This is a genomic window from Thauera sp. AutoDN2 (assembly GCF_051280715.1).
Lineage (GTDB): Bacteria > Pseudomonadota > Gammaproteobacteria > Burkholderiales > Rhodocyclaceae > Thauera.
Window position 1 is genome coordinate 25849 of record NZ_JBNCAR010000018.1, and the last position, 19387, is coordinate 45235.

At 67.1% G+C, this 19387-nt stretch carries 20 protein-coding genes; 8 read left to right on the forward strand and 12 right to left on the reverse strand.

Annotated elements, in window-relative coordinates; genetic code table 11:
* From rlmH to rng, 3 genes are read left to right on the forward strand one after another with little or no spacing between them, the layout of a single operon-like run.
* Positions 1-471: a 23S rRNA (pseudouridine(1915)-N(3))-methyltransferase RlmH gene (gene rlmH, locus ACPT9U_RS11005; RefSeq protein ID WP_435750970.1), complete on the forward strand. Its 471-nt coding sequence runs from the start codon at positions 1-3 to the stop codon at positions 469-471.
* 10 nt (positions 472-481) lie between these two features.
* A complete protein-coding gene (locus tag ACPT9U_RS11010; RefSeq protein WP_435750971.1) occupies positions 482-1099 on the forward strand; it encodes a Maf family protein in 618 nt (205 codons plus the stop codon).
* Between the two features lie 13 nt (positions 1100-1112).
* The gene (gene rng, locus ACPT9U_RS11015; RefSeq protein WP_435750973.1) at positions 1113-2567 is read left to right on the forward strand and encodes a ribonuclease G; all 1455 of its coding nucleotides are present in this window, start codon (positions 1113-1115) and stop codon (positions 2565-2567) included.
* A 73-nt stretch (positions 2568-2640) separates the two neighbouring features.
* Here rng and ACPT9U_RS11020 read toward each other — a convergent pair whose 3' ends face one another.
* The 5 genes from ACPT9U_RS11020 to ACPT9U_RS11040 all read right to left on the reverse strand — a co-directional run bounded on the left by ACPT9U_RS11020 (position 2641) and on the right by ACPT9U_RS11040 (position 7253).
* Positions 2641-3354, reverse strand: coding sequence for an ABC transporter ATP-binding protein (locus ACPT9U_RS11020; RefSeq protein WP_435750974.1), 714 nt, complete (start codon positions 3352-3354; stop codon positions 2641-2643).
* Between the two features lie 76 nt (positions 3355-3430).
* On the reverse strand, positions 3431-4186 hold the full coding sequence (locus tag ACPT9U_RS11025) for an ABC transporter ATP-binding protein (protein WP_435750975.1): 756 nt from the start codon (positions 4184-4186) through the stop codon (positions 3431-3433).
* Positions 4183-5136 (reverse strand): branched-chain amino acid ABC transporter permease, encoded by a 954-nt coding sequence (locus tag ACPT9U_RS11030; RefSeq protein WP_435750976.1) that lies wholly within the window; start codon positions 5134-5136, stop codon positions 4183-4185. The genes ACPT9U_RS11025 and ACPT9U_RS11030 overlap by 4 nt, the downstream gene beginning before the upstream one ends.
* Before the next feature lie 8 nt (positions 5137-5144).
* Positions 5145-6065, reverse strand: a complete 921-nt coding sequence (locus ACPT9U_RS11035; RefSeq protein ID WP_435750977.1) for a branched-chain amino acid ABC transporter permease — start codon at positions 6063-6065, stop codon at positions 5145-5147.
* Between the two features lie 21 nt (positions 6066-6086).
* Positions 6087-7253, reverse strand: a complete 1167-nt coding sequence (locus ACPT9U_RS11040; protein ID WP_435750978.1) for an ABC transporter substrate-binding protein — start codon at positions 7251-7253, stop codon at positions 6087-6089.
* Positions 7254-7560: 307 nt separating this feature from the next.
* Here ACPT9U_RS11040 and ruvA point away from each other — a divergent pair, with 307 nt between their 5' ends.
* The 3 genes from ruvA to ACPT9U_RS11055 all read left to right on the forward strand — a co-directional run bounded on the left by ruvA (position 7561) and on the right by ACPT9U_RS11055 (position 9646).
* Positions 7561-8160 (forward strand): Holliday junction branch migration protein RuvA, encoded by a 600-nt coding sequence (gene ruvA, locus ACPT9U_RS11045; protein WP_418364521.1) that lies wholly within the window; start codon positions 7561-7563, stop codon positions 8158-8160.
* 64 nt (positions 8161-8224) lie between these two features.
* Positions 8225-9286 (forward strand): Holliday junction branch migration DNA helicase RuvB, encoded by a 1062-nt coding sequence (ruvB, locus tag ACPT9U_RS11050; protein WP_435750979.1) that lies wholly within the window; start codon positions 8225-8227, stop codon positions 9284-9286.
* A 9-nt stretch (positions 9287-9295) separates the two neighbouring features.
* Positions 9296-9646 (forward strand): hypothetical protein, encoded by a 351-nt coding sequence (locus tag ACPT9U_RS11055; RefSeq protein WP_418364519.1) that lies wholly within the window; start codon positions 9296-9298, stop codon positions 9644-9646.
* Between the two features lie 82 nt (positions 9647-9728).
* Here the strand turns inward: ACPT9U_RS11055 and ACPT9U_RS11060 are convergent, their stop codons facing one another.
* The 6 genes from ACPT9U_RS11060 to ACPT9U_RS11085 form a co-directional block, all read right to left on the reverse strand.
* Positions 9729-10271: a helix-turn-helix domain-containing protein gene (locus ACPT9U_RS11060; RefSeq protein WP_435750980.1), complete on the reverse strand. Its 543-nt coding sequence runs from the start codon at positions 10269-10271 to the stop codon at positions 9729-9731.
* A 167-nt stretch (positions 10272-10438) separates the two neighbouring features.
* Positions 10439-11359 carry a tyrosine recombinase XerC gene (locus tag ACPT9U_RS11065; RefSeq protein WP_435750981.1) on the reverse strand — a complete coding sequence of 307 codons (921 nt, stop codon included), beginning with the start codon at positions 11357-11359 and terminating at the stop codon, positions 10439-10441.
* 59 nt (positions 11360-11418) lie between these two features.
* A complete protein-coding gene (locus ACPT9U_RS11070) occupies positions 11419-12084 on the reverse strand; it encodes a DUF484 family protein (RefSeq protein WP_418364516.1) in 666 nt (221 codons plus the stop codon).
* 119 nt (positions 12085-12203) lie between these two features.
* Complete coding sequence (dapF, locus tag ACPT9U_RS11075) at positions 12204-13037, reverse strand: diaminopimelate epimerase (protein WP_418364515.1); 834 nt, start codon at positions 13035-13037, stop codon at positions 12204-12206.
* Positions 13038-13058: 21 nt separating this feature from the next.
* A complete protein-coding gene (locus ACPT9U_RS11080) occupies positions 13059-13931 on the reverse strand; it encodes a lysophospholipid acyltransferase family protein (RefSeq protein WP_435750982.1) in 873 nt (290 codons plus the stop codon).
* A complete protein-coding gene (locus tag ACPT9U_RS11085; RefSeq protein ID WP_435750983.1) occupies positions 13928-14809 on the reverse strand; it encodes a lysophospholipid acyltransferase family protein in 882 nt (293 codons plus the stop codon). The genes ACPT9U_RS11080 and ACPT9U_RS11085 overlap by 4 nt, the downstream gene beginning before the upstream one ends.
* Before the next feature lie 402 nt (positions 14810-15211).
* Here ACPT9U_RS11085 and metK point away from each other — a divergent pair, with 402 nt between their 5' ends.
* Together metK and ACPT9U_RS11095 are read left to right on the forward strand one after the other, a co-directional pair.
* Positions 15212-16375 (forward strand): methionine adenosyltransferase, encoded by a 1164-nt coding sequence (gene metK, locus ACPT9U_RS11090; protein ID WP_435750984.1) that lies wholly within the window; start codon positions 15212-15214, stop codon positions 16373-16375.
* Positions 16376-16536: 161 nt separating this feature from the next.
* On the forward strand, positions 16537-17616 hold the full coding sequence (locus tag ACPT9U_RS11095; protein ID WP_435750985.1) for a calcium/sodium antiporter: 1080 nt from the start codon (positions 16537-16539) through the stop codon (positions 17614-17616).
* A gap of 15 nt (positions 17617-17631) precedes the next feature.
* Here the strand turns inward: ACPT9U_RS11095 and ACPT9U_RS11100 are convergent, their stop codons facing one another.
* A complete protein-coding gene (locus tag ACPT9U_RS11100; protein ID WP_435750986.1) occupies positions 17632-19266 on the reverse strand; it encodes a methyl-accepting chemotaxis protein in 1635 nt (544 codons plus the stop codon).
* Positions 19267-19387 lie beyond the last annotated feature (121 nt).

The window sequence follows — 19387 nt, forward strand, 5'->3', positions numbered from 1 at the left end:
ATGAAGCTTTTCGTCGTCGCCGTCGGCCATCGCATGCCCGCCTGGGTGCAGGCCGGCTTCGACGAATTCGCGCGCCGCATGCCGCGCGAGTTGCCTCTGCAACTGGTCGAGGTCAAGGCCGAGCCGCGCACCAGCGGCAAGACGGTGGAAGCGATGATGGCTGCCGAAGCCACCCGCATCGAAGCCGCGCTGCCGCCGCGTTGCCGCCGCGTCATCCTCGACGAGCGTGGCACCGAGCTCACCACCCTGGCGCTCGCGCGCAGGCTCGAAGCCTGGCAAGGCGAAGGCCAGGACATCGCGCTCATCGTCGGCGGGCCGGACGGGCTCGCGCCCGAGTTCAAATCCGGCGCACACGAGGCGATCCGCCTCTCCAGCCTGACCCTGCCCCATGCACTGGTGCGCCCGCTGCTGGCCGAGGCGCTGTACCGCGCGTGGACGGTGCTGCGCAATCACCCCTATCACCGCGAATAGCCAAGCATCCATGCCGCTCACGCCACGCATCTACCTGGCCTCGAAGAGTCCCCGCCGTCGCGAACTGTTGCGCCAGATCGGCGTAAATTTCGACGTCCTCACTTTCCGCTCCGGCGAGCGCGGAGAGGACGCGGATGTCGATGAAACCCCGTTCCGGGACGAGGCGGTCGACCGCTACGTCGAGCGTCTAGCGCTCGCCAAGGCCGAGGCGGGCACACGCCGCGTGATCTGGCGCAAGCTGATGCTCCGCCCCGTCCTGGCGGCAGATACCACGATCGAGCTCGACGGCGCCATCATCGGCAAGCCCGCCGACGCGGCCGAGGCGCAGGAGATCCTCAAGCGCCTGTCCGGGCGCAGCCACCGCGTGCTCACCGCCGTGGCGATGAGCGACGGGGAGCGTACACGCAGTCGCCTATCGGTCAGCGAAGTGCGCTTCCGCACCCTCCCCGAGCAGGAGATTCGCCGCTACGTCGCCAGCGGCGAGCCCATGGACAAGGCAGGCGCCTACGGCATTCAGGGTCACGCCGCCCTGTTCGTCGAGGAGATTCGCGGCAGCTACTCCGGAATCATGGGATTGCCACTGTTCGACACCGGCATCCTGCTCGAAACCTTCGGCTACACCCTGTGAGCGCAGACAGCACATGAGCATCGAATTCCTCATCAACTTCACGCCGCAGGAAACCCGCGTCGCCCTCGTCGAACAGGGCGTGGTGCAGGAACTGCACGTCGAACGCACCGCCAGCCGCGGTATCGTCGGCAACATCTACCTCGGCAAGGTGGTGCGCGTGCTGCCCGGCATGCAGTCCGCCTTCATCGACATCGGCCTGGAGCGCACCGCCTTCCTGCATGTAGCCGATATCTGGAGCGACCGCCAGAACGGCGAATCGGCGCGGCCGATCGAGAAGATCCTCACCGAAGGCCAGAGCCTGATGGTGCAGGTGCTCAAGGATCCGATCGGCACCAAGGGCGCACGCCTGTCCACGCAGATCAGCCTGGCTGGCCGCCTGCTCGTCTATCTGCCGCAGGAAAAGCACATCGGCATCTCCCAGCGCATCGAGGACGAGGCGGGGCGCGAAGCCCTGCGCGGGCGACTTACGGCGCTGGTACCCGAGGACGAGCCCGGTGGCTTCATCGTGCGCACCATGGCCGAGTCCGCATCGGACCCGGAACTCGCCGCCGACATCGCCTACCTGCGCAAGCTGTGGCGCGAGGTTTCCAGTTCCACCGTGGGACTGTTTCCGCCCAAGCTGCTGCACGAGGATCTTGGCCTCGGGCAACGCACCCTGCGCGACCTGGTCAACGACGAAACCGACCGCATCCGCGTCGACTCGCGGGAGAACTTCCAGAAGCTCACCGCCTTCGCCGCCGAATACACGCCCAAGGTGCTGCCCCTGCTCGAGCACTACAGCGGCGAGCGTCCGCTGTTCGAGCTCTACAATGTCGAAGAGGAAATCCAGAAGGCGCTGGCGCGACGCGTGGACCTGAAATCGGGGGGCTACCTGATCATCGACCAGACCGAAGCGATGACCACGGTCGACGTCAACACCGGCGGCTTCGTCGGTGCGCGCAACTTCGACGACACCATCTTCAAGACCAACCTCGAAGCCAGCCAGGCCATCGCCCGCCAACTGCGCCTGCGCAACCTCGGCGGCATCATCATCATCGACTTCATCGACATGGAAAACGTCGAGCACCGCGAGATGGTGCTGGAGGAGTTCCGCAAGGCGCTGTCACGCGATCACACGAAGATGACGATCAACGGCTTCACTGCGCTCGGTCTGGTGGAGATGACGCGCAAGCGGACCCGCGAGTCGCTCGCCCACCTGCTGTGCGAACCCTGCCCGACCTGCAGCGGCCGCGGCGAGGTGAAGACCGCGCGCACGGTGTGCTACGAGATCCTGCGCGAACTGCTGCGTGAGGCGCGCCAGTTCAATGCGCGTGAATTCCGCGTGCTCGCCGCGCCCAACGTCATCGACCTCTTCCTCGACGAGGAAAGCCAGTCGCTTGCAATGCTGTCCGATTTCATCGGCAAGAAGATCTCCCTGCACGCCGAGGCCAGCTACACGCAGGAGCAGTACGACATCGTGCTGCTGTGAGCAGCAGACGAGCCGAAAACAGATCGGCCCCTTCTGATGCTCCGTGGGCGCAGGCTTGCACGCAAATGGGCGCCTACACCCCGAGATAACGCGTCCACAGCTCGCGCCGGGCATACAGCTCGGTCGAGCCACCCTGCCATGCGATGCACCCGCGCTCCAGGATGAGGTTGCGGTCGGACAGCGGCAGCAGCTTCTCGACGTACTTATCCACCACCAGCGTGGTCTGCCCCTGGGCCTTGAGCAGCGCCAGGCAGCGCCAGATCTCCTCGCGAATCACCGGCGCCAGGCCTTCGGTCGCTTCATCCAGGATCAGCAGGCGCGGGTTGGTCGACAGCGCGCGCGCGATGGCCAGCATCTGTTGCTCTCCGCCCGAAAGCTGATTGCCCATGTGTCCAGCGCGCTCAGCCAGGCGAGGGAAGAGCGCATACAGGCGCGACAGCGTCCACGGCTCAGCCACGCCGTTGCGGCGATCGGCGAAGGCGACCAGGTGCTCACGCACGCTGAGATTGGGGAAGCACTGTCGGCCCTCCGGCACGATCGCCACGCCGAGGCGGGCGATATGGTCGGCGCGCGCGGCGTGGATCGGACGGCCGTCGAACAGGATCTCACCACGCTGCGGGCGCAGGCCGCCGACGATGGTCTTGATCGTCGTGCTCTTCCCCATACCGTTGCGTCCGAGCAGGGCAATGACCTCGCCGGGCTGGATGTCGAAGTCGAGCCCGAACAGCACCTGGCTGACCCCATAGCCCGCCTCGAGGCCGCGGCACCTCAACAACGGCGGGCTCATCGTGCGCCTCCGCGGTCGCGCGTGCGCAGGGATCGCGCCTGCAGGCATGGGCTTGCCCGTTCCCACCGGGAACGCGTCATCCGCATGCCGGCACCTCCGTGCCCAGATAGACCGACTGCACCTCGGGATGCCCCTTCACGTGCGCCGCATCCCCCGTCGTCAGCACGCGGCCATAGACCAGCACCGAGATGCGGTCGGCAAGTTGAAACACGGCATCCATGTCGTGCTCGATGAGCAGGATTGCGGTGTCGGAACGCAGGCTGTGGATCATCGCCACCATTTGCTGCGAGTCTTCCGGCCCCATCCCGGCCATGGGCTCGTCCAGCAGCAGCAGCCTGGGCCGCGCAGCAAGCGCAAGCGCCACGTCCAGCCGCTTCTGCAGCCCGTGCGGCAGGGTGCCGGCGTTGCGGTCGAGCACCTCCGCAAGGCCAGTACGCACGGCCAGCGCCTCGGCCCGCGCAGCCAGCGAGCGCTCAAGCTCGCGCCGGCGCAGGAAGCGGAAGCTCGACCCGGCCTGCGCCTGGACCGCGAGCAGCAGATTGTCGCGCACGCTGTCGTTACGGAACACGCTGGTGATCTGGAAACAGCGCGCCAAACCATGGCGCACACGCTGGTGCGGCGACAGGGTGCTCAGATCGACACCATCGAGCACGACACGTCCGGCATCGGCCGGCAGCAGGCCCGAGATCAGGTTGACCAGAGTGGACTTGCCCGCACCGTTCGGGCCGATGAGGGCATGGATCTCGCCCGCCTCCACGGCAAGCTCGACGTGGTCGGTGGCAAGCAGCCCGCCGAAGCGCTTGACCAGGCCTTGCGCATGGAAAAGGCTCATGTGCGCGCCCCGCGGCGCTCGAGCAGTGCCGCCAGCCCCTGCGGGGCGTGGAACACGACCAGCAGCAGGAGCAGGCCGAGTGGCCAGTGCCAGTAGTCGGTGTACAACTTCAGCACCTCCTCCAGCGTCAGCCACAGCGCCACGCCTAGCGGCGCGCCCCAGCGCCGCCCGGCACCACCCAGCATCACCATCACCAGCAGCAGTGCAGACTGCGTCCAATGCATCATGCCGGGGCTGACGAAGGCGTTATGGCTGGCCAGCAACCCGCCCGCCAGCCCTGCAACCGCGCCGGCCGCAACGAAACCCGCGAGCTTGAGCCAGAACACCGGATAGCCGAGCGCCACCATGCGCGTCTCGTTGTCGCGGATGCCGCGCAGCGCATGGCCGTAGCGCGAATGCGCAACCCGGCTGAAGAGGGCAAACACCCCCGCTGCAATCGCCAGTACCACCCAGTAGAAGATCTGCGCATGCGCGGCGTCCAGCCAGGCCCCCATCACCAGCGGCGTATAGATGCCATAGCCGTCGTCCCCGCCCCAGGTACGCAGCGACACCGCCAGGTAGTACAGCATCTGCGCGAAGGCGAGCGTGATCATGATGAAATACACCCCGCGCGTGCGCAGCGACACCGCACCGATTGCCGCCGCGGCCAGGCCGGCGACCAGCGCCGCACTCGCCCACGCCAGCCAGGCCGACGAGAACCCCGCCTCGACCAGCGCCACCACGGTGTAGGCGCCGACGCCGACGAAGCCCGCGTGCCCGAGCGCCGCCATGCCGCCGTAGCCGAGGATGAAGTTGAGACTGGTCGCCGCGATTGCCACGATCAGCACGCGACGCACGAAGCCGACGTAGTACTCGAGACCGAGCGCAGGCGCAGCGAGCGGAAACAGCACCAGCAGGATCAGGACAACCCAGGGCAGACGACGCGCCAGTCCGGGGAAACGTTCGTGCATACCCACCCTCACCCGCGCGCGGGGAACAGCCCCGCGGGTTTGAGCGTCAGCACGGCCGCCATCAGCACGTACATGGCGATGCCGGCGAGCGCCGGGCCAAGGTCTGCCGCCACCGAAGGCGGCAGCACCGCCCGCAGTGCCGGCGGCAGGAAGGCGCGTCCGGCGGTATCCACCAGCCCGACCAGCAGCGCAGCCACGAAGGCACCGCGCACCGAGCCGATACCGCCGATCACGATCACCACCAACGCCGGGATCAGGATCGCCTCGCCCATGCCGACCTGCACCGAACTGATCGGTGCCATCAGCGCTCCGGCCAGCGCCGCCAGCCCGGCGCCGAGCGCAAATACGAAGGAGAACACCGCGCCCACGCGCACGCCCATGAGCTCCGCCATCTGCCGATTCGACGCGCCGGCGCGCACCAGCATGCCGATGCGGGTGCTGTTCACCAGCAGATACAGCCCGAGCGCCACTGCCAGCCCGGCGCCGATCAGCAGCAGACGATAGGACGGATAGGGCAGACCCTCGAACAGCTGCACCGGCCCGGCGAGCGCCGCGGGCGTGGAGGCCAGCAGCGGCGCCACGCCCCAGATCGCCTTCACCGCGTCGTCGGCAATCAGGATGATGCCGAAGGTGGCGAGCACCTGTACCAGATGGTCGCGCCGGTACAGGCGGCGGATGACGAGGAGTTCGAGCACCCCCGCCACCGCCACCGTCAAACCAACTGCGACCAGCACCGCGAGCGCGAACGAGCCGCTCGTTTCATGGACACGCGCGGCCACGTACGCGCCGGCCATGTAGAGCGAGCCGTGGGCGAGGTTCATGGTGTCCATGATGCCGAACACGAGCGTGAGCCCGGCGGCGATCAGGAACAGCATGAGCCCGTAGCCCAGGCCGTTGAGCAACTGCTCGAAGACGAAGATGGCATCCATCGGGCGAAGATAGCGTCCAGCTTACATCTTGCACTCGCTGACGTAGGCGTCCTGGTGCTGCTCGAGCACGGTGCCGACCAGCTTGTTGGTCAGGCGGCCCTCAGCGTCCTTGCCTACCTCGCGCAGATAGTAGTTCTGCACCGGGAAGTTGTTGGCGCCGTACTGAAACGCACCCCGTACCGAGGCAAAGCTCGGGTTCTTCAGCGCCTTCAGCACTGCCTCGCGGTCCTCGAGCTTGCCGCCGACATCGCGCACCGCGGCGTCCATCGCCATCAGCGTGTCGTACGCCATCGCTGCGTACACCGAGGGGTAGCGGCCTTCGTACTTGTTGCGGAAGGCTGCGACGAACTCGGCATTGGCCGGCACATCGAGGTCGTGCGTCCAGTGCGCGGTATTGAGCACGCCGAGCATCGGCTCGCCCACGGCCTGGATCACATCTTCGTCGGCGGAGAAGCCGGGCGCGATGAGCGGAATGTCCTTGAGGCCACCACCGACGAACTGCTTGACGAAGTTGATGCCCATCGCGCCCGGCAGGAAGAAGAACACTGCGTCCGGCGCAGCCGCACGGATCTGCGCGATCTCGGCGGCGTAGTCGATCTGTCCCAGCCGGGTGTAGATCTCGTCCTTCACCGCGCCCTTGTACAGGCGCTTGAAACCGTTCAGGTGGTCCTTGCCGGCCGGGTAGTTGGGCGCGATCAGCACCACGTTCTGGTAACCCTTTTCGTTGGCGACCTTGCCCGCTGCCTCGTCGTAGGTGTCGTTCTGGTACTGGGCGAAGAAGTACGGGCTGCACTTGGCACCGGCGTAGGCGCTCGGGCCGGGGTTGGCAGACAGGTAGGGCACCTTGGCGGCAAACAGCGCGGGCCCGACCGCGAGCGCGGCATTGGAGCCGATCGGGCCAGTGAAGAAGTCGATCTTGTCGCGCTGCAGGTAGCGCGAGACGAGCTGGTTGGCCTGCTCCGGGTTGCCACCGAAATCGGTGCGGATGAACTCCGCCGGCCGCCCCCCGAGCTGTCCGCCGAGCTTCTCGATCGCAAGCTCGAAACCGTCGCGCGCCTCGGCGCCGAGCGCCGAGAACGGCCCGGAGATGTCGAGCGCGATGCCGACCTTGATGTCGTCAGCGTGTGCGGTGGCGACCATCGCACCCAAAAGGGCAAGAGCGGCGGCGAGTTTCTTCATCGGCTGCATGGGAGTCTCCTCTTTGATTATGGCCGTCAGGCATCGGCGGCCCTCCACGGGCTGGCGTGCCGGCCGGCAAATTCGGGCGCTGGCCCGCGAAACCGCTGGATTCTAGCCTGATAAGCGAATGGCTGTGGATGCGCACGCCCCTGCAAGCGCAGCGGTCCCGCTCCGCAGCCACCGGGCGTGGACCGCCCAGGAGGCCTCGCCCTGCTGTCCAGGCGCTGTATGAAATCCCACCCTTGCTGCTGCGGCAGGGCCCAGCCCTGATAGACTTGCGCATCGCGCCATCGAGGCGTTCTTCCCGAAGCCCCCCATGATCGGACGCATCACCGGCACCCTGCTGGAAAAGAACCCGCCGCAGATCCTCGTCGACGTGCACGGCGTCGGCTACGAGATCGACGTGCCGATGAGCACCTTCTACAACCTGCCCGCCACCGGCGGCGCAGTGAGCCTGCACACCCATCACGTGGTGCGCGAGGACGGCCATTTCCTGTTCGGCTTCGCCACCGAAGAGGAGCGCGCTGCGTTCCGCCAGCTGCTCAAGGTCTCCGGCGTGGGCGCGCGCATGGCGCTGGCGGTGCTCTCCGGGCTCTCGGTCAACGACCTCGCGCAGGCGGTGGCCTTGCAGGAGGCCGGGCGCCTGGTGAAAATCCCTGGCATCGGCAAGAAGACCGCCGAGCGCCTGCTGCTGGAGTTGCGCGACAAGCTCGGCAAGGCGCTGCCCAGCATGGCTGGCGCGCGCCTCACCGCAGCGCCGGGCGCCGCACCCGACGCGCGGAGCGACATCCTCAACGCTCTGCTCGCGCTCGGCTACAACGAGCGCGAGGCACTGTCGGCGATGAAGGCGCTGGCCGAGGGCGTCGGCGTCTCCGACGGCATTCGCCAGGCGCTGAAGGCGCTCTCGAAGCCATGATGCACAGGCTCCATGCGTCCCGCGCTGCGGGGCGCCGCCCGGTGATCCCGGCAAGGACACACCCATGATCGAAACCGACAAGCTCAAGGCCGCCCCCCCCGCCGAGCGCCTGATCTCCGCCGCCCCCGCCGACCGCCAGGAAGACGCGATCGAGCGCGCGCTGCGGCCCAAGCGACTGACCGAATACGTCGGCCAGGCCAAAATCCGTGAACAGCTGGAGATCTTCATCCAGGCCGCACGCAATCGCAGCGAGGCGCTCGACCACGTGCTGCTGTTCGGTCCGCCCGGGCTGGGCAAGACCACGCTGGCACACATCGTGGCCGCCGAAATGGGGGTCAACCTGCGCCAGACCTCGGGCCCGGTGCTCGAACGCGCGGGCGACCTCGCCGCGCTGCTCACCAACCTCGAGCCGCACGACGTGCTGTTCATCGACGAGATCCACCGCCTGTCGCCGGTGGTCGAGGAAATCCTCTACCCGGCGCTGGAAGACTTCCAGATCGACATCATGATCGGCGAGGGCCCGGCCGCCCGCTCGGTCAAGCTCGACCTGCCGCCCTTCACCCTGGTCGGCGCCACCACCCGCGCCGGCATGCTGACCAACCCGCTGCGCGACCGCTTCGGCATCGTGTCGCGGCTGGAGTTCTACACGCCGGAGGAGCTCGGCTTCATCGTCGGGCGCTCGGCGCGCCTGCTCAACGTCGAGATCGACGACAAGGGCGCACTCGAGATTGCCCGCCGCGCGCGCGGCACGCCGCGCATCGCCAACCGACTGCTGCGCCGCGTGCGCGACTATGCCGAAGTCAAAGCCGGCGGCCACATTACCGCGGCGGTGGCGGACGCGGCGCTGCGCATGCTGGACGTGGACACCCTCGGCCTCGACCTGATGGACCGCAAGCTGCTGTCGGCAATGCTGGAGAAATTCGGCGGCGGTCCGGTCGGCCTGGACAACATTGCCGCGGCGATCGGTGAATCCACCGACACCATCGAGGACGTCATCGAGCCCTACCTGATCCAGCAGGGCTACCTGCAGCGCACCCCGCGCGGGCGCATGGCCACGCACGCCATCTGGCAGCACTTCGGGCTCGCGCCGCCGCGCGCGGGCGGCGACCTGTTCGACGCGCGCTGAGAGCGACCGGTGCGTTCGCTGCAGGTGGTGGCACTGACGCTGTGCCTGCTGGGGGGGCTGTATCTGCTCACCCAGGCACCGGCATTCTTCCTGCCCTCGCGCTGGGATCCCTCCATGGGTCACGACTTCGACCCAAGCGCTGCGCGGCTGCTGGGCGCCGGCATGCTGGCGCTCGCGCTGGCAGGCATGCGCTACATGAAGGAGATGTACTACAGCGCGGCACGGCATCTGCCCGGTGCCGCAGGGCAGCGCCAGTATTTCGCGCTGATCGTGCTCGCCATCGTCCTGATCGCGAGCGCCTTCCAGACAGCCGAACCCGGCCCGAACCCGGACTATCGTCCGCCCTCGCATACGCGCTGATGGCGTGGCCGACCACCCAGGCCTTCACTGCCGCGGGCTAGCGCGGCAGCACCCGCTCAACGGATGACGCGAGCCTGAGACCTCAGGCTGCCGGCCCTTCGATCAAGGCACGCAGGCGGTCCGCGGTCTCAAGCAGTTCGCACAGCGCGCTTGAACTGAGCAGGGCGCCGAACTGCGCCAGCGCCGACTCGGTGATGTACAGGTGGCCGTTCCCGTTGCGGACGATCCAGCCCATCTCGATCAGGCGGGCGATCTTTCGTCGCACGGTCTCTCGCGGCAACCCCGTCGCTGCAGCGATGGAGTAGGCATTACAGGGGTTCATCTTGCGCATGAACGCCTCGGCGAGCACATCCTCGCTATCGGCCTCGTCGTGCCCATTGCCATTGTGCCCGCGCCGGGCAAGGCCATGCTGCAGCGCACCGACATTGTGGAGCGCGATCTCGCCGAGCAGGATGGCCAACAGGATGTCGCGATCGAACTCCTCGAACCACCGACGCACGCTGCGAATCTCGTGCTGAGCCAGAATGAGCGCTACCGAACGCAGCACGCGGCGCGCGTCGCTGCCTGACGGGCCATTGTCCTGCGGTGCATTGTGCAGAGGAGCGGGGAGAACTGGAGGAGGCATGGTTTCCACATTGCTGCCTTGCCCTGCTTTACCACTTTTGCAGGCTTGAGGCGGTATTGGAATAGTTATGGAGTCTTTAGCGACTACTTGGACACCATGAGCATATCCGATCGGAGAATATGCTTACTTTCCAGGCTACCCAATATGGGGATTGTCAAGGGCGTAAGCTATTTTTTTGCGCGCGGATGGGTTGCGTCATAGACCTTCGCCAGGTGCTGAAAATCAAGGTGAGTGTAGATCTGCGTACTGCGAATGCTCGCATGACCGAGCAACTCCTGCACCGCGCGCAGGTCGCCGCTCGACTGCAGCAGATGGCTCGCGAAGCTGTGCCGCAGCATGTGTGGATGGACATGCACGCTGAGCCCCAGCGCCCGTGCCCGCTGGCCGAGCCGGTTGGCGATGCCGCTGATGCTCAGACGGCCGCCGCTGCGGGTGACGAAGAGCGCGGGCTCTCCCGCAGGCGCAAGTTGTCCCCGCACTGCGAGCCAGGCACGCAGAGCGCACACGGCCCGGCTCCCCACGGGCACGCTGCGGTTGCGGTTGCGCTTTCCGCGCACCGTGACCATGGCCTCGGCAAGATCCAGTCCGCCCTCGATGTCGAGGCCGGCGAGTTCGGAGACACGTAGACCGGATGAATAAAAAAGCTCGAACATCGCGATATCTCGCGTTTCGAGCAGATTTTCTGCCGCCGGCTCAAGCAATGCCGCCGCCTGGTCGGGCGACAGCACACGCGGCAGCGTGGAGGCCGTCTTGGGCGGCCGGACACCCAGCACCGGATTGGCGCGCAGGCCGCGGTGACGGATCAGCCAGCGGTACAAACCCCGCCAGGTCGAAAGGTGGCGGGCGATACTGCGCCCCTGCAGCCCCTCGCCATGCAGACGGGCGACGAAGCGGCGCACGTCCTGGCTTTCCAGCTCCGCAACCGGGCGCCCGTCGGCCATGCGCAACAGCGCCTGCAGGCCCACCCGGTAGGCCTTGAGCGTAAGCGGTGACGCCCGCCGCTGCGTGGCCAGCCAGTCGAGCCAGGCCTCAAAATCCGCTGGAAGCGGCACGGCCGCATCTTGAGCGCTGTGGAGCGACGCTTTCATCGGCGAGGTACGCAGGTCACGGCGTGCGGCCGGCATCGCCGGACGACCTGTGCGCACACTCAGCGCGCGCGCGCCGCCAGCGCGGCGGCGGCCATGTCGCCAATGCGGTTGAGGTACAGCGTGCCCATCTCCGCATAGAAACGCTCGGCCTCCTCGCTCCCCAGGGCGAGCAGACCGAAACACCCACCCGCGTCACGCAGCGGCATCAGCGCCAGCGAGCGAATGTGGGGAGCAGCCTCGCCGAACCAGCTCGCCATCTCCATGCTTTCGGGCGCACCGCAATAAGGGTGGCGCAAGGCATCGATCTGCCGGCGCACCGCCTCGCTGACCGCCATGTCGCCCAAGGGCGAGCCCTCGCCTATTGCCTCCGCAACCGCGCCCCACAGCTTGAGGCTGACATGCGGGACTGCGAAATCGTCGCGCAGCCCATCGACCAACGCGGCACGGACCGAAGCTTGCGAGCCAGCCAGCAGCAGCGCGACCGCAAGCCGGTGCACCTTGGCGCTGATGTCGTCGTTCTCCTCGCCGAAGCGGATCAGTTCAGCCAGCTTGACCTCCAGCGCGCGGATCTTGTCGCGCAGGGCATGGAGCTGACGCTCGGCGAGCGAGATCGCCTGCCCACCATGCTGTGGATGCGGCACGGTCAACTCGGTGAACAGCTCGTGATGCTCGTTGAGGAAATCGGGGTGCTCACGCAGGTAGCGCGCGACATCTTCGGCATTCATTCTTTTCACTCCAGTGCGGCAACAGGTACGGCGACAGTCGGCAATCCTCAGTGCTGCCATCCGGCGCGGGGCGGGCCGCAAAAAACGGGGCCCGCGCCTGGTGGGCAGTCCTGCACCCTTCAGTCGAGCGTCATTTCGCCTTCGAATACGGTCACTGCCGGTCCGGTCATCGACACCGGCGCACCTGGTCCGGCCCAGGCGATTTCCAGCTCGCCACCGCGGGTGTGCACCCGCACCGGCGATTCGATCAGGCCACGCAGGATGCCCGCGACCACCGCCGCGCAGGCGCCAGTGCCACAGGCAAGCGTCTCGCCTGCGCCGCGCTCGAACACGCGCAGGCGCACGGCATGGGCGTCCAGCACCTGCAGGAAGCCGGCGTTGACCCGCGCCGGGAAGCGCTCGTGGCGCTCGATCAGCGCCCCTTGTTCGACCACCGGCGCAGCATCGACATCGGCCACGACCTGCACCGCGTGCGGATTGCCCATCGAAACTGCCGTGATCGCAACCACGCGCTCACCCACCGCGAGCGGCTGCACCACCGCATCCGAATCGGACACGAAGGGGATCTTCGCCGGTGCAAGCTCGGGCACTCCCATGTCCACCGTAACCAGTCCGTCGGCACGCAGTCGGGGGGCGATGATCCCGGATTTCGTCTCAACCCGGATCTCATCCTGGTCGGTGAGCCCCTTGTCGTGCACGAAGCGCACGAAGCAGCGCGCGCCATTGCCGCACTGCTCGACCTCACCGCCATCGGCGTTGAAGATGCGGTAGCGGAAGTCAACGCCGGGACGACTCGCCGGCTCGACCACCAGCAACTGGTCGCAGCCCACACCGAAGTGTCGATCGGAAATCGCCCTGACCCGAGCAGGCGTGAGTTCGACGGGCGTTCGGGTGGCATCGATGACGACGAAGTCGTTGCCCAGGCCATGCATCTTGGTGAAGCGCAATTTCATCTCGCAGGTCTTTCCAGTGTCTCAGTAAATCCGCGGCTCACCCTCGGGCCGGGTCTTGAAGCGGCGATGCACCCAATAGTATTGCTCGGGCATGGTGCGTACCACACCTTCGAGCCAGGCATTCATGCGCAGGGTGTCAGCCTCGACGTCGTCCGTGGGATAGTCGGCCCACGGCGCGCCGAGTTCAAGCAAATATCCGCCACCGCCCGGCAGCATTCGCACCACACAGGGCACCACCGCCGCACCCGCCAGCCGCGCCAGCCGCGGCAGGCCGGTGATCGTGGCCGCCTGCACGCCGAAGAAGGGCACGAAGATCGACTCCTTGCGGCCGTAGTCGAGGTCGGGCAGGTAGTAGAAGGGACGGCCGGATTTCATCGCCTTGACCGTAGCACGCACGCCGTCATGGCGCGAAAGCAGCAACTGATTGTTGAAGCGGCTGCGGCCGTGATGCAGCCAGCGATCGAAGACCTTGTCCTTCTGCGGCGCATACACGCTGACGAAGTCGCCTTCCAGCGTGAGCCGGGTGCCCGCCATGTCGAGACCGAGGAAGTGTGGCGCGAGCAGCAGCACCGGTCGCCCCTCGGCGCGCAGCCTGTGCAGATGCTCGAGCCCGTCGATGCGCACCGTCGCCCGCAGGCGCGCGGGACCGGCCCACCAGGCGAGGCCGCGCTCGAGCATGCTGCGTCCGGCGAGGGCGAAGTGACGCCGCGCCAGCCGTCGCCGCTCGGTTTCGGACAGTTCGGGGAAGCACAGGCGCAGGTTGGTCAGCGCCACCTTGCGGCGCGGCACCACCACCCAATACAGCAGCCAGCCAAAGCCCGAGCCCACGCGCGCGAGCACCGCCAGCGGGAGCCAGTGCAGGAGCCAGATCAGGGCGATGACGAGGCTGCTCACGATGCGCGCTCCGCGTCCGCTCCGGGCACATCCTCCTCGCGCTCACGGCGCGGCCCCTTGTAGCGGTTGTAGCCCCACAGGTACTGCTGCGGACACTGCAGGATCATGCGCTCGACCTCGCGATTGATGATCGCGACATCGGCTTCCAGTTCGCCGGTCAGCGCCTCGGTAGGCGCCTGCAGGCGGAACACATAGCCCTCGCCACGCGGCAGGCGCTCGGCCCAGGTGTAGATCACGCGCACGCCCTTCACCGCCGCCAGGCGCGCAGCCAGCGTCATCGTCCATGCCGGCTTGCCGAAGAAGGTGGACCACACCCCCTCGCCCGCGCCCGGTACCTGGTCGGGCAGCATGCCCACCGCCTCATGGCTGCGCAGGGTCTTCACCAGCTTGCGCACGCCCGACAGGTCCGCCGGCGCGGTGCGCATCTGCCCGCGTGCGCGACCGGCTTCCATCAGCGGCTGCAGCACTGCCTTGCGCGGCGGGCGGTAAAGCACGGTAATCGGAATCTGCGCCGCAATGCACTGCGCGGTGATCTCGAAGCAGCCCAGGTGAGGGGTGATGAAGAGGATGCCCGCGCCCTCGGCGCGCGCGGCCTCGACCAGCGCCCAGCCTTCGGTGCGCACGGCGCTCGCCACCACCTCGGATGCAGGCCGCCCCCAGATGAAGGGCAACTCGAGCGCCTGGCGCCCGGCCTCGACAATCGCCGCGCGCAGCACCGCCTCGTCCTCGCGACCGAGCGCGTTGAACAGGTTCTCGCGCAGGCGGCGAGCGTAGGACGGTGAGGCCTTGTAGGTCAGCCAGCCCGCCCAACCGCCGAGGCGGTGCAGCCAGGACAGGGGCAGGCGCGAGAGCAGTCGAAAGAAGCTTTGAAGCAACACGAACGGGATCCCATGAAAGTGCCCGAAGCGTCGCGGCACGACAACGACGAGAGAACGAGAAACGACAGCGACAAGTGACCGCGACAAGAGAGATTGTGGGCGCGGGCGTATCTGCGAACATCGCCTGTTCGGTCGCAGCCATTCGCACGCCAGCCCGCCTCCACAGCCGCTTTCACGGAGAGACGCAAATCACCGTGCGCCCCGAATGCTTACACACCCGGCCGCTTCGGTCTATAATCCGCGACTTGCCGCCGAGTTAACTCGACAACTTGCAGGGCGGCATGGCAGCGGGGCTGCCTCACAAATACTGCTAAAGCGTCGGCTGCTCGACGAAATCCCCGGAGCTGGCCGCAGACGCAAGGCCAGAATGACGGGGATTTTTGCTTTTCAAGGAGCAGCAGCATGGCTGAGTTTCTCTTCACCTCCGAGTCGGTCTCCGAAGGCCATCCCGACAAGGTCGCCGACCAGGTGTCCGACGGCGTGCTCGACGCCATCCTCGCCGAAGACCCCAAGGCGCGCGTCGCCTGCGAGACGCTGGTGTCCACAGGCCTCGTCGTGATCTCGGGCGAGATCACCACCACCGCTCACCCCAATTACCGCGAGATCGCGCAGGACGTGATCCGCCGCATCGGCTACGACAACTCCGACATCGGCTTCGACTACAAGAGCTGCGCGGTGCTGGCCGCGATCAACCGCCAGTCGCCCGACATCGCTCAGGGGGTCAATGCTGCCAACGACGACCCGCTCGACCAGGGCGCCGGCGACCAGGGCCTGATGTTCGGCTACGCGACCAACGAGACCGACAGCCTGATGCCGCTGCCGATCTACTACGCCCACCGCGTCATGCAGCGCCAGGCCGAGGTGCGCAAGGACGGCCGCCTGCCCTGGCTGCGCCCCGACGCCAAGAGCCAGATCACGGTCAAGTACGTCGACGGCAAGCCGGTGGCGATCGACACCGTCGTGGTGTCCACCCAGCACGACCCCGACGTCACCCAGGAGCAGATCCGCGAGGCGGTGATCGAGCTGATCATCAAGCCGGTACTGCCGCCCGAGCTGATGAAGGGCGACGTCCGCTACCTCGTCAACCCCACTGGCCGCTTCGTGGTCGGCGGCCCGCACGGCGACTGCGGCCTGACCGGGCGCAAGATCATCGTCGACACCTACGGCGGTGCGGCCCACCACGGCGGCGGCGCCTTCTCGGGCAAGGATCCGTCCAAGGTCGACCGCTCGGCCGCCTACGCCGGCCGTTACGTGGCCAAGAACATCGTCGCCGCGGGCCTCGCCGACAAATGCGAGGTGCAGGTGGCCTACGCAATCGGTGTCGCGCGTCCGGTGTCGCTGATGGTCAACACCTTCGGCACTGGGAAAGTGGCCGATGAGAAGATCGTCGAACTGATCGGCCACCACTTCGATCTGCGTCCGAAGGCGATCATCCAGGCCCTGGACCTGCTGCGCCCCGTCTATTCCCGCACCGCGGCCTACGGCCACTTCGGCCGCGATGAGCCGGGCTTCACCTGGGAACAGACCGACAAGGCGGCCGCCCTGCGCGCCGACGCCGGGCTGTAAAATACTGCCCCGTACCGCACGCCCCTCTCCGGCAACGGTGAGGGGCGTCTTCTTTTGATCGTCCGCGCAGGACCGCGCAGGATCGTACTCGCGTGCGAACCTCTGGCCTGCGCAACAGTCTGCACTGTCCCGCCCCGAACCAGAACGCAAGACTCTTCCTCATGCTCCAGCAAACCCTGATGTTCGTCCTCGGCCTCGTCGTCCTCGTCATCGGCGCCGACGTCCTCGTGCGCGGCGCTTCACGCCTGGCGGTGTCCTTCGGCGTGTCGCCCCTGGTGGTAGGCCTGACTGTGGTCGCTTTCGGCACCAGTGCGCCAGAGATGGCGGTTTCAGTGGGCTCCGCGCTCTCGGGCAGCCCGGATCTGGCGATCGGCAACGTGGTCGGCAGCAACATCGCGAACATCCTGCTGATCCTCGGCATCTCGGCCCTGATCACGCCGCTACTGGTCGATGAGCAGATCATCCGCCAGGAGATCCCGATCATGATCGGCGCCTCGGCGCTACTGGTGGTGGTTGCGCTCGACGGTCGGATCGGTCTGATCGAGTCGATCACGCTGTTCGCTCTCGTGATCGCGTACACGGTGTTCCTGGTCGTTCAATCGCGGCGTGCCTCGAAGAGTGTTCAGGATGAGTTCGAAACCGAGATCCCCACCTCGAACTGGGACCGCCACTGGAGCGTGCAGATCGGGCTCATCGTGGTCGGTCTGGTGATGCTGGTGGTCGGTGCCAACTGGCTGGTGGATTCGGCGGTCGCCTTCGCACGCGCCTTCGGCGTCAGCGACCTGGTGATCGGCCTCACCGTGGTCGCGGTCGGCACCTCGATGCCCGAAGTCGCCACCTCGATCGTCGCCGCGATGCGCGGCCAGCGCGACATCGCGGTAGGAAACGTGGTGGGCAGCAACGTGTTCAACATCCTCGCCGTGCTCGGCCTCACCGGCATCGTGTCGGGTGCCGGCCTGCCGGTGTCGGAGGCGGCGCGCAATTTCGACCTGTGGGTGATGCTGGCGGTGGCCTTCGCCTGCCTGCCGATCATGATCAGCGGGCGCGAGATCGCACGCTGGGAAGGCGGCGTGTTCCTGGCCTACTACGCTATCTACACCGCCTGGCTCGTGCTGCAGGCGCAACAGCACGAAAGCCTGCCGGCCTTCTCGGGCGTGATGCTCGGCTATGTGCTGCCGATCACGGTGATCACACTGATCGTCAGCATGCTCCGCCAATCCGACAGCAACCCGCGCCGCTGAACGCAGCGCCTGCCCTCAGGCCGATACGCGGAAGCGGCGCACTGCCTGCTCGAGCGCGTCCGCGAGCTGGCTCAGCTCTCCGGCGCGCTGCAACGAGTCGCGCGTGGCGCCGTGGCTTTCTTCGCTCATGCGGGCGATGCTCTCGACGCGCTGAGCAATATCGGAGCTGGCCTGACGCTGTTCGCCAAGGGCGGCGTTGATCGACCCGACCACCTCCCGCACCTCGACCGCGCCGCCCTCCAAAGCAGCCACAGCGGCGCGCGCGCGCTCGGCGTTCTCGGCGCCGCGCTCTGCCAGTTGGCGCCCCTCCTCCATCGTCCCCACGGCTTGACGGGCATTGGCCTGAACGCGCTCGATCATGGCATTGATCTCGTGTGTCGACTGGCGGGTACGCTCGGCGAGCTTGCGCACCTCGTCCGCCACGACGGCAAAACCACGTCCCTGCTCACCCGCGCGCGCAGCCTCGATCGCGGCATTGAGCGCCAGCAGATTGGTCTGGTCAGCAATGTCCTGAATGACCTGCGCGATGTTGGAGATGCTCTCCGCACTGATGCCGAGGTCCGCCACCACCGCGGCTGACGCGGTCATGCGTTGCTCCACCAGGCCGATGGTTTCGACCGCCTGGTTGATCACCTTCACGCTGTCGTGCATCTGAGCTTCGGAGTTGCCGCTGAGGCGGTCAGCGTCGTTCGCATGTTCAGCGACGACCGAGATGCTGGTGCTCAGCTCCTCGATCGAAGCCGCGATCGCCTGCGCCGCGTCGGTCTGCGCCAGGGAAGCGGTTGCCACCTTCTCCTCGTTGTTGCGCAGCGCGTCCGCCGCGGCGACGAGCCGCCCGGCGTCCGCGCGAATCCCCCGAATGATGGTTTGCAGTCCGCCCTGCATGTCCTGCATCGCGGCCAGCAGGCTGCGCCCGTCGCCACCGCGGATCTCGACACGCTGCTGAAGATCCCCGTCCGCGATACGCTGCGCCACCTCCGCCGCGTAGGCGGGCTCGCCGCCCAGGCGGGACAGCACATTGCGCGTCACCAGCACCGAAGCCACCACGCACACCAGCAGCGCAAAAGCGCCCAGCCCGAGAACGACGAGCCGACTGCGCTCCAGTGCCTGTGCCGAATCCGATCGCATTCCGGCGGTCAGCTTTTCGAGATGCGCGATCTGCTTCATCAGCTCACCGCGGATCTCGCGCCAGGCCGGCGTCTCGCTGCGCACCAGCACCTCGCGTGCAGCCTGCAGGTCCTCGGCGCGCACCCTTTCGATCACCTGCGCCTGCAGCGGCGCCCAGCGCTGGACGATCTCCTGCATGCGCGCGGCCGAGGCCGCACCCCCCTCGAGGACGTGCCCGCGCGCGACGATCTGCGCCAGCATCCCGTCGAACTGGTGCTTGGCCTGATCGAAGTTCTCGTAGGCCTTGGGGTTGCCGGGATCGAGCAGGATATTGCGCAAGGCCTGGCCCATCTGCAGGCCTTGCGCATAGGTGCGCGTGACATCTCGCTCAACGGCGAGCTCGGTCTCGATGAAGCCGGACAGGCGTTCGCCCGCAAGCTGCATCTGCCACAGCGCGCCGCCCAGGGCAAGCAGGAAAAGGCCGCAGGTCGAAGCGGCCAGCAATACAAGCTGGGATCTTACGGACAGGGTCTTGGAAGCCATCTTCGTTCTCGTGCGTGCATTCAGTGGGTCGGCCCGGCTTCATCGCCCCGGCCGTCATAAGCGTATCCTGATGAGGATATCGGCAGGGTGACGAAAACCTTTAGGCACGATGTCACATGCC

Bases quoted from the DNA above. Each gene is read 5' to 3' on its own strand.
- ACPT9U_RS11010 (WP_435750971.1), top strand. From the start codon at position 482: ATGCCGCTCACGCCACGCATCTACCTGGCCTCGAAGAGTCCCCGCCGT.
- ruvB (WP_435750979.1), top strand. From the start codon at position 8,225: ATGATCGAAACCGACAAGCTCAAGGCCGCCCCCCCCGCCGAGCGCCTG.
- ACPT9U_RS11100 (WP_435750986.1), bottom strand. From the start codon at position 19,266: ATGGCTTCCAAGACCCTGTCCGTAAGATCCCAGCTTGTATTGCTGGCC.
- ACPT9U_RS11095 (WP_435750985.1), top strand. From the start codon at position 16,537: ATGCTCCAGCAAACCCTGATGTTCGTCCTCGGCCTCGTCGTCCTCGTC.
- rng (WP_435750973.1), top strand. From the start codon at position 1,113: ATGAGCATCGAATTCCTCATCAACTTCACGCCGCAGGAAACCCGCGTC.
- ruvA (WP_418364521.1), top strand. From the start codon at position 7,561: ATGATCGGACGCATCACCGGCACCCTGCTGGAAAAGAACCCGCCGCAG.
- ACPT9U_RS11025 (WP_435750975.1), bottom strand. From the start codon at position 4,186: ATGAGCCTTTTCCATGCGCAAGGCCTGGTCAAGCGCTTCGGCGGGCTG.
- ACPT9U_RS11060 (WP_435750980.1), bottom strand. From the start codon at position 10,271: ATGCCTCCTCCAGTTCTCCCCGCTCCTCTGCACAATGCACCGCAGGAC.
- metK (WP_435750984.1), top strand. From the start codon at position 15,212: ATGGCTGAGTTTCTCTTCACCTCCGAGTCGGTCTCCGAAGGCCATCCC.
- ACPT9U_RS11070 (WP_418364516.1), bottom strand. From the start codon at position 12,084: ATGAATGCCGAAGATGTCGCGCGCTACCTGCGTGAGCACCCCGATTTC.
- ACPT9U_RS11020 (WP_435750974.1), bottom strand. From the start codon at position 3,354: ATGAGCCCGCCGTTGTTGAGGTGCCGCGGCCTCGAGGCGGGCTATGGG.
- ACPT9U_RS11035 (WP_435750977.1), bottom strand. From the start codon at position 6,065: ATGGATGCCATCTTCGTCTTCGAGCAGTTGCTCAACGGCCTGGGCTAC.
- ACPT9U_RS11040 (WP_435750978.1), bottom strand. From the start codon at position 7,253: ATGCAGCCGATGAAGAAACTCGCCGCCGCTCTTGCCCTTTTGGGTGCG.
- rlmH (WP_435750970.1), top strand. From the start codon at position 1: ATGAAGCTTTTCGTCGTCGCCGTCGGCCATCGCATGCCCGCCTGGGTG.
- ACPT9U_RS11030 (WP_435750976.1), bottom strand. From the start codon at position 5,136: ATGCACGAACGTTTCCCCGGACTGGCGCGTCGTCTGCCCTGGGTTGTC.
- ACPT9U_RS11065 (WP_435750981.1), bottom strand. From the start codon at position 11,359: ATGAAAGCGTCGCTCCACAGCGCTCAAGATGCGGCCGTGCCGCTTCCA.
- dapF (WP_418364515.1), bottom strand. From the start codon at position 13,037: ATGAAATTGCGCTTCACCAAGATGCATGGCCTGGGCAACGACTTCGTC.